We start from the raw sequence: 9,717 nt of genomic DNA, 5'->3' as shown, positions 1-9,717 counted from the left end.
AATTGGCCAAACCCTCAATCGTGTCACTCCACACGAATGCTCAAACTATTTTGCAAACTCAGGCTATGACCGGAGCTAATCTCATCCCGCTCTAGTTCAAGCGACCGGCCTAAGCGGCGTCAGTCACCGCTTCCTGGGTGTGCATGCGCTCGACTTCCTTCGGCGTCGGCTTGGCCACTTTCGTCACGAAGACGATGACCGCCAGCGTCAGGAAGATCGCGCCGAGCAMATAAGGGGCACCGCCGAACACGACCGGTGCCGTGGGGCTCGTGAACCAGGAGAAGATCGCCGTATAGAGCAGCGGCGTGATGATCGAGGTGATCGAGAAGATCGAGGTCATCGCGCCCTGCAATTCGCCTTGCGCCGAAGGCGGCACCTTGGCGGCGGCGAGGCTTCTGAGCGGCGGATCGGCCAGCGCTTCCAGGCAGCCGGCCACGATCACCGCATAGATCATCCAGCCTTGCGTCGAAAACGCGTAGCCGAACGCGCTGAGCGCGGTGAAGGTCAGCCCGATCGCCGCTGTCCTCCACTCGCCGAGTTTTGGAATGATCCGCGGCAGCACCGTCGCCATGATGATCGCGCCGCACAGGCCGAAGGCGCCGAGCGAGAAGCCGATCTGTTGCTGGTTCCAGCCATAGCGGTAGTTGGAGACGAACGCCCAGACCGCCGGATACATCATGTGGCCGAGCGTCATCAGGAAGAACACAAGCCCGATCCAGCCGATGCCCGGATAATTGCGCATCTGCATGAGCGTGCCGACCGGATTGGCGCGCTTCCACTCGAAGGGCCGACGGTGCTTTTCGTCGAGCGTTTCCGGCAGGAACACCATCGCGATCAGGAAATTCACGAAGGCAAGTGCTGCGGCGAAATAGAACGGCACGCGCGGCCCGAACGTGCCGAGCAGCCCGCCCAGCACCGGGCCAATGACGAAGCCGACGCCGAAGGCGATGCCGAGCAGGCCGAAATTCTTCGCCCGGTTCTCGTCGTTCGAGATGTCTGCGATGAAGGCCGATGTCGTCGAATAGCTGGCGCCGGAAATGCCGGCGAGCACGCGGCCGATGAACAGCATCGGATAGGACCAGGCGATGGCGCAGATCAGATTGTCGATCGAGAAGGTCAGCACCGAGGCAAGTAGGACAGGTCTGCGGCCGAAGCGGTCGCTCAAGCCACCGATGATCGGCGCGAAGAAGAACTGCATCGCCGCGTAGACGAAGAACAGCCAGCCGCCCTCGATCGCAGCCTCGCTGACGCTGACGCCGCTCAGTTCCTCCAGATAGGCCGGCAGCACCGGCATGATGATGCCGAAACCGATGATGTCGAGCAGCAGCGTCGTGAAAACGAGCGCAAGGCCCCGCTTGGCGGTTTTCGGGTCGATCATGGCGATAAGCTCCTCAGGCCGCCCGAGGCGGGACGCACCTTATAGGCGAGGTTCGCAGCAGGAACAATCCGCGAACGAAGCCAAACGTCTTATGCTGACATCACTTGCCAGCTGCCGCCGATCGCGGATCACATGCGAAAAGAAGCGGCGGGCGCCGCCTCAGATCGGACCGCTCATCGTGTTGCAATCGGACAGCTTACCGCTCTTGTAGCCTCGCGCCAGCCATATCTGCCGCTGCTGCGATGTGCCGTGGTTGAAGCTCTCCGGCACGACATAACCCTGCATCCTCTTCTGCAGCGTATCGTCGCCGATCTGCTTGGCGGCGTTCAGCGCGCTTTCGATGTCGCCCTGCTCCAATATGCCTTTTTGCGCGGTGTAATGGGCCCACACGCCGGCGAAGCAATCGGCCTGAAGCTCGATGCGCACGGAGAGCTGGTTGGCGTCGGCCTCGCTCATGCCCTGCCGCAGCTGGTTGAATTTGCTCATGATGCCGGTGAGGTTCTGCACGTGGTGGCCGACCTCATGCGCCACCACATAGGCGCGCGCGAATTCGCCGGAAGCGCCGAACTGCTGGTCGAGCTGCTGGAAGAAGGTCATGTCGAGATAGACCTTGTGATCGCCTGGGCAGTAGAACGGCCCGGCCGCCGCCGAAGCGAAACCGCAGGCCGAACGAACCTGGCCGCTGAACAGCACCAGCTTGGGATCCTCGTAGGTCAACCCCTGAGATTTGAAAATGCCGGTCCAGGTGTCCTCGGTTTCCGCCAGCACGGTCGCAACGAATTGCTTCATCTCGTCATTGGCGGGCGCGCCGCCATTTTGCGAGCTGGTGTCTTCCGTGATCTGGCCGCCGCCGCCCGGCAGCAACCCGCCGTCGCCGCCACCCAGGATCTGCGACGGATCGAAGCCGAAATACCATCCCGCGAGCACGACCAGGATGACCAACAGGATGCTGCCGCCACCGCCGGTGCGGCCGCCGATCGGGATACGGAACTGGCCGTCGCCGCCCAAACCGCCGCCGAGCCCGCCGCCATCGCTGCGCTGGTCCTCGATATTGTCGCTCTGACGACGGCCTCTCCAAAGCATGGCAACTCCTCGCAATGCGAATGTCCTGGCGGATCGGCACGCCACCGTCCCCTGCAGACAATTATCGCAACGGCTGGCCTAAGTCACAGAATTTTTCGCCCGCGACAATGCGCGGGCTGGAGCAAACTCCGATCTGGCCGGTTAATTTCAAGCCCGTATAAACCGGCCGGAAATCTCAGCTTTTCTGCTTGGCGCCGGCACTTTTGCCGTCCGAACTTTTCGAGCGTTCCTCGAAACGCGCCGCGCCCTTCTTCAGCGGATGACCGGTCTCGGCCTCGGTCTTACGCTCGTCCCTGGCGGCCGCCTGCCGCAATCCCCTGGCCGCCTGCTTTCCCTTGGCGGTCGGTGCTTGTTCGATGCCCATTGCTTCCTCCCTACGCGCGACAATCGCGCGACGTGGAAAGTAATGCGGCGGAGATGCGTCGGTTCCGTTTCAAGGCGTTCGGGCGGATCGAATTCCTACGCCTGGCGATGCGTCATCGCCCGGCGGAAAGCGTCAAGCGTTTCGGCGCTGACATGGTGCTCGATGCCTTCGGCGTCGATGCGCGCCGTCTCGGCGCTGACGCCCAGCGAGCGCAGGAAGGCCTCCACCGTCTGGTGGCGGATGCGGCTTTCCTCGGCGACCTTGCGGCCGGCTTCGGTCAGGAACACGCCGCGATAGGGTTTGCGCGACACCAGCCCGTCGGCGCACAGCCTGGTCAGCATCTTGGCCMCTGTCGGCTGCGCGACGCCGAGCCTTGCGGCGATATCCACCTGCCGCGCCTCGTTGCCGTCCTCGATCAGATCGGCGATGAGCTCGACATAGTCCTCGACCAGCGCGCTGCGGCGCGCCTGGCGCTGCTGCCGGAATCCTTCCGAATGGATCTCGGCATCGGGAAGCGGCTCTTCGCGTCGAACCGGTTTGTTCCTAAGCGCCAATATGCGCTCCTCCTGGCCTGTCCTGGAGCATGATGCCGAAAAGTGTGAAGCGGTTTTCGGACGACATCATGCCCGTCGGCTGAATCAGGATCGCATCCATAGCATGAAACCCCTGATGATCCCGGCCGTTTATTTGCATTCCCGCGTGTGCGCAACCGGCGTTTGCCGCCGCCCGCCCCGGAAGTTGCTCCCGCGGATCACGAAAGCATGATCAATGAAATATAGCCTATTGCATAATGTTGAGCCATGGCATAGGTAAAAGACACTTCGATAATTCAGCGGAAGTCCCATGTCCGATGCCGATGCAGCAACCGTAGCCCGACCCGCATGGCGATTCGACAGGCCCGACGACGAGCAGCCCAGCCTGCGCGAGGTGAACGCCTCGATCGCCGTGCCGCGCACCGGCGTCTGGTTCCGCCGCCTGTTCGCCTTCATGGGACCGGGCTACATGGTCTCGGTTGGCTATATGGACCCCGGCAATTGGGCGACCGACCTCGCCGGCGGCGCGCAATTCGGCTACACGCTGCTTTTCATCATCATGCTGTCCAACCTGATGGCGATCCTGCTGCAGGCGCTGGCCGCGCGTCTTGGCATCGCCACCGGTCGCGACCTCGCCCAGGCCTGCCGCGCCTACTATCCGCGCCCCGTCAATCTGGTGCTCTGGATCGCCTGCGAGCTGGCGATCATCGCCTGCGACCTCGCCGAGGTGATCGGCACGGCGATCGCGCTGCAGCTTCTGTTCGGCATTCCGCTGATCGGCGGCGCCATGCTGACCGCGCTCGATGCCTTCCTGGTGCTTCTCCTGATGAACAAGGGCTTCCGCTACCTCGAAGCCTTCGTCGTCGCCTTGCTGATCATCATCTTCGGCTGCTTTGCCATCCAGATCTTCGTCGCCGCGCCGCCGGCGGGCACGATCCTGCACTCGATGTTCGTGCCGTCGTCGCAGATCGTCACCAATCCGGCGATGCTCTACATCGCCATCGGCATCATCGGCGCGACGGTCATGCCGCATAACCTCTATCTGCATTCCTCGATCGTGCAGACCCGCGCCTATGAGCGTACCGATGCAGGCAAGCGCGACGCCATCAAATGGGCGACGACGGATTCGACCATCGCGCTGATCCTGGCGCTGTTCGTCAACGCATCGATCCTGATCGTCGCGGCGGTCGCCTTCCACAACACCGGCCATCATGACGTCGCCGAGATCGGTCAGGCCTTCGAGTTGCTGTCGCCGTTGCTGGGCCTGGGCATCGCCTCGATCCTCTTCGCCGTCGCGCTGCTTGCCTCCGGCCTCAACTCGACCGTCACCGCGACGCTCGCCGGCCAGATTGTGATGGAAGGCTTTTTGCGGCTGCGCATCCCGCAATGGGCGCGCCGCCTCCTGACGCGCGGCATCGCCATCGTCCCGGTGGTGGCCGTCACCGCGCTCTATGGCGAGAAGGGCACGGCCGAGCTGCTTGTGTTCAGCCAGGTGGTGCTGTCGATGCAACTGCCCTTCGCCGTCATCCCGCTGGTGCAGTTCGTGTCGGACAAGAAGAAGATGGGCAGTTTCGCCATACCACGTGCCGTCGCGGTCCTGGCTTGGGTGGTGGCCGCAATCATCCTCGTTCTCAACTTCAAGCTGCTCTACGACACCATCGCCGGCTGACCGCGACATTCCAGCCGGACGCGCTATTCTTGGCGCCATGGCCGAACCGGACGAAGCCCGCAGATTCTATGCCAAGCTGTTGGCCGCGCAGGCCCGGTCGGCCGACCCGCGCATCGAGGAGGTGTTCGCCTCGGTGCCGCGCGAGGCGTTCCTGGGTCCGGGACCATGGACTGTCTTTGCCGGCGAAGGCCGGTTCGAAACGCCGAGCGCCGATCCCGGCTACATCTACCAGAACGTGCTCGTCGTGCTCGACGCCGACAAGGGCATCAACAATGGTGAGCCGCTGCTGCACGCGATGTGGCTCGGCAAGGTCGAGCCGAAACCAGGCGAGGCCGTCACCCATATCGGCGCCGGCACCGGCTATTACACGGCGCTGCTTGCGAGACTGGTCGAGCCGGGCGGCAACGTCACCGCCTTCGAGATCGAGGTCGACCTTGCAGCGCGCGCCAAGGCGAACCTTGCCCGATACAGCAACATCGAGGTGATCCAAGCCGATGCCGTCGCCAATCCGCTGCCGTCCTCCGACATCGTCTATGTCAATGCCGGCGTCGTCGCCCCGCCCGCCGCATGGCTGAAAGCGCTGAAACCCGGCGGCCGCATGATCTTTCCGTGGCGTCCCTCCGAAGCCGTCGGCCTCGCGGTCCTCATAACCCACTTGGAAAGCGGCTTTGCCTGCCGGCCCTTCATGGGCTCCTGGTTCATCCCTTGCGTCGGTGCCTCCGCTGCCGGGCCGGACGCGAAAATACCGACCCGCGAGCGCGCCGCGCGCACCCGCTCGATATGGCTGACGGCGACAAAGGCGCCGGACCGCACCGCAACCGCCGTGTTCGGCGAAGTCTGGTTCTCGTCACGCGCCATTCGCGCTGACAACACGCGATAGAAATTCGCTGGGCCGTGTCGGAACGCGGCCTTGCCGTTCGTCCTTAGCTCGAAATCCGGGCGTGACGGGCACGGACCAGCCAAAAGGAGAAAAACTATGCGCAAGATCATCGCTGCCACCTTCGTCAGCCTCGACGGCGTCATGCAGGCGCCCGGCGGGCCGGAAGAGGATCCGGTCGGCGGCTTCGAATTCGGTGGCTGGACCTTCCATTATTTCGACGAGGTGGCGGGCGCGGCGATGGAGGAACTGTTCTCCAAGCCCTTCGACCTGCTGCTCGGCCGCAGGACCTACGACATCTTCGCCGCGTACTGGCCGTATCAGAAGGACCCGATCGCGGACGTCTTCAACCCCGCAGTCAAATATGTGGCAACGCATCGCCCGGATTCGCTGACCTGGCAGAACACCCGATCGCTTGGGCCCGATATCGTCGCCAGGCTCAAGGAACTCAAGCAGGAAGATGGACCTGACCTGCTCATCCAGGGATCGGGTAATCTGATCCAGACCTTGCTCGCCAACGGGCTGATCGACGAGATCCGGCTGATGATCTTCCCGCTGGTGCTGGGCAAGGGCAAGCGGCTGTTCGGCGACAACGCGATGCCGGCGGCCTTCAAGCTCGTCAAATCGCAGGCTTCCACCACCGGCGTCATCATGGCGACCTATGAGCGTGCAGGCGAAATCCGTACGGGCTCGTTCGCCCAGCAGGAGCCTTCGCAAGCCGAGCTCGAACGGCGCAGGACCTGGAAGTAGCACAAGGCTGTCCGCGGCGGGCCGGGCCTGCCGCGCTTCCGATTTTGAAGCCTCTTCGCAACGCGACGGACCGGTCAGGAGCCGCCGATGATCCCCACCATTACCGCCTTTGAACGCTCGCCCGATGGCGGCAGGGGGCTGGCGCGCGACATGCACGTGCGCTGGGCGCTCGAGGAAGTCGGACAGTCTTACGACGTCCGTCTCGTTTCGTTCGGCGGGATGAAGCAACCCGCGCATCTTGCGCTCAGTCCCTTCGGCAGTATCCCGACCTATGAAGAAGGCGGTCTCGCTCTGTTCGAGTCGGGGTCGATCGTCCTTCACATCGCGCAGCGCCATACAGGCCTGTTGCCMGACGACGCGAACGCCCGGGCACGCGCGATCACCTGGATGTTCGCTGCGTACAGCACGGTTGAGCCGCCGATCCTCGATCGCGCGACAGCCGTGATCCTGGAGCGCGATGCGCCGTGGCACGATGAGCGCCTGCCCCTGGTCGATGACCGGATCCGCAAGCGGCTGGCCGAGCTCTCCCGCCATCTCGGCGATTGCGACTGGCTCGATGGCGCCTTCAGCGCGGGCGACCTCGTCATGGTGGGCGTGCTGCGCCGGCTGCAGAGATCGGGCCTCCTGAACGAGTTCCCGAACCTTGCCGCCTATGTCTCCCGCGGCGAGGCGCGGCCGGCCTTCAAACGCGCTTTCGAGGCGCAATTGGCGGTCGCGATGGCGGCATCGAACAGTTGACCCAATCTTCCGTTCACGCCGCCTGGCGATAGCGGGAAAGGCCTTCGCGGATATGGCCGGCAAACGCCTGCGCGGCCGGCTGGGTGGCATGTTTCGGCAGATGCAGGTTGACGGAGAAATTCGGCAGCGCCGGAAGGCCTGCATCGGACAGGATGTCGAGATCGGCCGGAACCGTCGAGGCAAGCCAGGTGGTCACGGCAAGATCCGACCGCACCGTCGCGGTCGTGGCATCGATGTTKCCATTCTCGAACACGGTGCGCCAATCGAGCCCGTGCTCGGCGAGTGCCGACAGCACCGCCGGCCGGAAGGCGCAAGTGTCGGCGACGATGGAAACCGGCAGCGGGCGCTTCAGGCGTGCCGCCCCGCCTCTGGCGCCGACCCATACCAGCCGGTCGATAAGCAGGCATTCGCCAGGGCTGGGGCCGACGCGCTCCTCGATGACGGCAAGGTCGATGGTGCCTGCCGCCAGCGCCGCCGCGAGCTCCGGCGAGGACGCGCAGACCAGCGATATCTCCACCTGCGGATAGGCTTCGGCGTAAGCTTTAAGCACAGGCGCGAGCAGCGTGCCGACGAGATCGTAAGGCACGCCGACCCGCACCCGCCCGGCAACCGCCCCGCCCCTGATCTCGGCAAGGATTTCGTCATTGAGCCGCAACAGGCGCCTAGCCTTGTCGAGCAGCCGCTCGCCGGAACGCGTCAGCCTCAGACCGCGGCGGTCGCGCTCGAACAGGCTTTGTCCCAACACCTCTTCCAGCCGCTTAACCTGCTGGCTGACAGCGCCTTGCGTCAAATGGAGCGCGTTGGCCGCCGCCGTCATGCTGGCCTTGTCGGCCGTCGTGACGAAGGTGCGGATCAGGGTCATGTCGAGATCGCGGATCATCCACGGCATTATAATTGCTAATGCAAACCATATCAAACATTGCATTTACTGATGCCTCGAAGCGCCTAAGCATGCCGGCTTTCTCCACTGGGAAGCCCGCATGTCCGAAACCATCATCCCGCTGGTTCTGTTCGCGCTGATCTCGACCTCGACGCCCGGCATCGCCACAACATTGTCGACCGCGTCCGGCGCGCAATTCGGCTTTCGCCGTTCCGTGCCGCTGATGGCCGGCAGTGCCGCCGGACTGGCGACCGTGGCAGCCGCGGGCGCGGCCGGCCTGGCTGGACTTTTAGCCGCCATTCCATCCCTGCAGCTCGCCATGAAGATCGCCGGCTCGCTCTATCTCATCTGGTTGGCGATCAAGATCGGCCGCAGTGGTCCGCCCAATCTCGATATCAGCATGGCCAAGCCGAACAGTTTTTTCGGCGGCGCCGGTATCCAGTGGATGAACCCGAAAGGCTGGGCGATGGGGCTCGGAGCCGCCGCATCCTTCGCGGCGCTGGCGGACGGTCCGTTGCAACTCGCGCTGCTGCTCGGCGCCGTGTTCGGCCTGGCGGCCGCCTTCTCACTGTCGCTGTGGTGCGTGGCCGGAACCCTGCTTGCCCGCCTGCTCAAGACGGAGCGCCAGTGGCGCGCGCTCAACATCGTGCTCGGCCTGCTGCTGGCCGCCTCGATCCTGCAGATGTGGCGGCCGGTATAGCACCCGGTTCCTCGCCCCACGAAAGTGGGGAGAGGTGGCTCGGCGAAGCCGAGACGGAGAGGGGAATGGCGCCGCCCTAACAAGTAACCCTGCGAAGGGACTCGCCCTGCGAAGCCCCCTCTCCGGCCGCTTCGCGGCCACCTCTCCCCCGCTTTGCGCTAGGCGATTCACACATCTCGTAGGCTCCAGCCCCGTGCGATGGATTGGAAGTACTGAAGGCCGTGGCGGAAGGTAATGGGGCCTGGCGGCTTGGACTTGGGATAGCCATCCCATCCTCCGAGCTTGGCGATGATCCATGCGGCCCAGGCCAGGGATTTGGGCGGGTGAGGGTTTTTCTGAAGTTCGGTCTTGCCCTCCAGCTCGGGCACCAGTGCCTGCAAGGTGTCGATTTCGGTAGGCGTAAAGGCGATCTCGGCCGACTGTGYGGATGCTCCGTCGCGAGCTTGGACAAGCTGCATGATGATGCAGGCGGCGCGCGCGGCGATGGCGGTCAGCTTCATCAACCGCTCGGCGGTTTCCAACTGACTGTCCTCCAATTGCAGGCCCTGCTGCTTCAGGGTGCGGAAGAACTGTTCGATGGTCCAGCGCATCCGATACCAGGCAACGACCTGCCAGGCCATGGCCGCGTCTTGAACACCATGGGTGGTCAGCAGGCGCCACACGATTGGCTCGGCATCCGCTGGCGCACCCACCTCAAGCACCTCTACCAAGCTCACCGTCACCGTCTTGGCCAGCCCTTTTTCGA

The 9,717-nt window shown here is 64.0% G+C and carries 11 protein-coding genes; 5 read left to right on the top strand and 6 right to left on the bottom strand.

The window, feature by feature from the left end; genetic code table 11:
• Nucleotides 1-109: 109 nt before the first annotated feature.
• The 4 genes from LCM4577_RS24935 to mntR all read right to left on the bottom strand — a co-directional run bounded on the left by LCM4577_RS24935 (nucleotide 110) and on the right by mntR (nucleotide 3,379).
• A complete protein-coding gene (locus LCM4577_RS24935) occupies nucleotides 110-1,378 on the bottom strand; it encodes a TCR/Tet family MFS transporter (RefSeq protein WP_071073950.1) in 1,269 nt (422 codons plus the stop codon).
• A 159-nt stretch (nucleotides 1,379-1,537) separates the two neighbouring features.
• Complete coding sequence (locus LCM4577_RS24930; protein WP_071073949.1) at nucleotides 1,538-2,461, bottom strand: neutral zinc metallopeptidase; 924 nt, start codon at nucleotides 2,459-2,461, stop codon at nucleotides 1,538-1,540.
• A 175-nt stretch (nucleotides 2,462-2,636) separates the two neighbouring features.
• Entirely contained in the window at nucleotides 2,637-2,825 is a 189-nt protein-coding gene (locus LCM4577_RS24925; protein ID WP_041002355.1) for a hypothetical protein, read from the bottom strand.
• Between the two features lie 95 nt (nucleotides 2,826-2,920).
• Complete coding sequence (gene mntR / locus LCM4577_RS24920) at nucleotides 2,921-3,379, bottom strand: manganese-binding transcriptional regulator MntR (RefSeq protein ID WP_071073948.1); 459 nt, start codon at nucleotides 3,377-3,379, stop codon at nucleotides 2,921-2,923.
• Nucleotides 3,380-3,668: 289 nt separating this feature from the next.
• On the opposite strand from mntR, the gene LCM4577_RS24915 reads away from it, so the two are divergent.
• From LCM4577_RS24915 to LCM4577_RS24900, 4 genes are all read left to right on the top strand, one after another.
• Complete coding sequence (locus tag LCM4577_RS24915) at nucleotides 3,669-5,027, top strand: Nramp family divalent metal transporter (protein ID WP_040989521.1); 1,359 nt, start codon at nucleotides 3,669-3,671, stop codon at nucleotides 5,025-5,027.
• 37 nt (nucleotides 5,028-5,064) lie between these two features.
• Nucleotides 5,065-5,907 carry a protein-L-isoaspartate O-methyltransferase gene (locus LCM4577_RS24910; RefSeq protein ID WP_071073947.1) on the top strand — a complete coding sequence of 281 codons (843 nt, stop codon included), beginning with the start codon at nucleotides 5,065-5,067 and terminating at the stop codon, nucleotides 5,905-5,907.
• Nucleotides 5,908-6,003: 96 nt separating this feature from the next.
• Entirely contained in the window at nucleotides 6,004-6,654 is a 651-nt protein-coding gene (locus LCM4577_RS24905) for a dihydrofolate reductase family protein (protein WP_071073946.1), read from the top strand.
• An 87-nt stretch (nucleotides 6,655-6,741) separates the two neighbouring features.
• Nucleotides 6,742-7,392, top strand: coding sequence for a glutathione S-transferase family protein (locus tag LCM4577_RS24900; RefSeq protein WP_071073945.1), 651 nt, complete (start codon nucleotides 6,742-6,744; stop codon nucleotides 7,390-7,392).
• 13 nt (nucleotides 7,393-7,405) lie between these two features.
• Here LCM4577_RS24900 and LCM4577_RS24895 read toward each other — a convergent pair whose 3' ends face one another.
• Complete coding sequence (locus LCM4577_RS24895) at nucleotides 7,406-8,272, bottom strand: LysR substrate-binding domain-containing protein (protein ID WP_040990358.1); 867 nt, start codon at nucleotides 8,270-8,272, stop codon at nucleotides 7,406-7,408.
• 100 nt (nucleotides 8,273-8,372) lie between these two features.
• On the opposite strand from LCM4577_RS24895, the gene LCM4577_RS24890 reads away from it, so the two are divergent.
• Entirely contained in the window at nucleotides 8,373-8,972 is a 600-nt protein-coding gene (locus tag LCM4577_RS24890; RefSeq protein ID WP_040989527.1) for a LysE family translocator, read from the top strand.
• A 167-nt stretch (nucleotides 8,973-9,139) separates the two neighbouring features.
• Here LCM4577_RS24890 and LCM4577_RS24885 read toward each other — a convergent pair.
• Nucleotides 9,140-9,717: transposase (locus tag LCM4577_RS24885; protein ID WP_157900504.1), on the bottom strand; the 578-nt coding region annotated here is incomplete at its 5' end.

Source organism: Mesorhizobium sp. LCM 4577 (assembly GCF_001854795.2).
Classification (GTDB): Bacteria; Pseudomonadota; Alphaproteobacteria; order Rhizobiales; family Rhizobiaceae; genus Mesorhizobium; species Mesorhizobium plurifarium.
This window is presented reverse-complemented; position numbering and strand designations above follow the sequence as displayed.

Bases quoted from the DNA above. Each gene is read 5' to 3' on its own strand.
- LCM4577_RS24930 (WP_071073949.1), bottom strand. From the start codon at position 2,461: ATGCTTTGGAGAGGCCGTCGTCAGAGCGACAATATCGAGGACCAGCGC.
- LCM4577_RS24925 (WP_041002355.1), bottom strand. From the start codon at position 2,825: ATGGGCATCGAACAAGCACCGACCGCCAAGGGAAAGCAGGCGGCCAGG.
- LCM4577_RS24915 (WP_040989521.1), top strand. From the start codon at position 3,669: ATGTCCGATGCCGATGCAGCAACCGTAGCCCGACCCGCATGGCGATTC.
- LCM4577_RS24910 (WP_071073947.1), top strand. From the start codon at position 5,065: ATGGCCGAACCGGACGAAGCCCGCAGATTCTATGCCAAGCTGTTGGCC.
- LCM4577_RS24905 (WP_071073946.1), top strand. From the start codon at position 6,004: ATGCGCAAGATCATCGCTGCCACCTTCGTCAGCCTCGACGGCGTCATG.
- LCM4577_RS24890 (WP_040989527.1), top strand. From the start codon at position 8,373: ATGTCCGAAACCATCATCCCGCTGGTTCTGTTCGCGCTGATCTCGACC.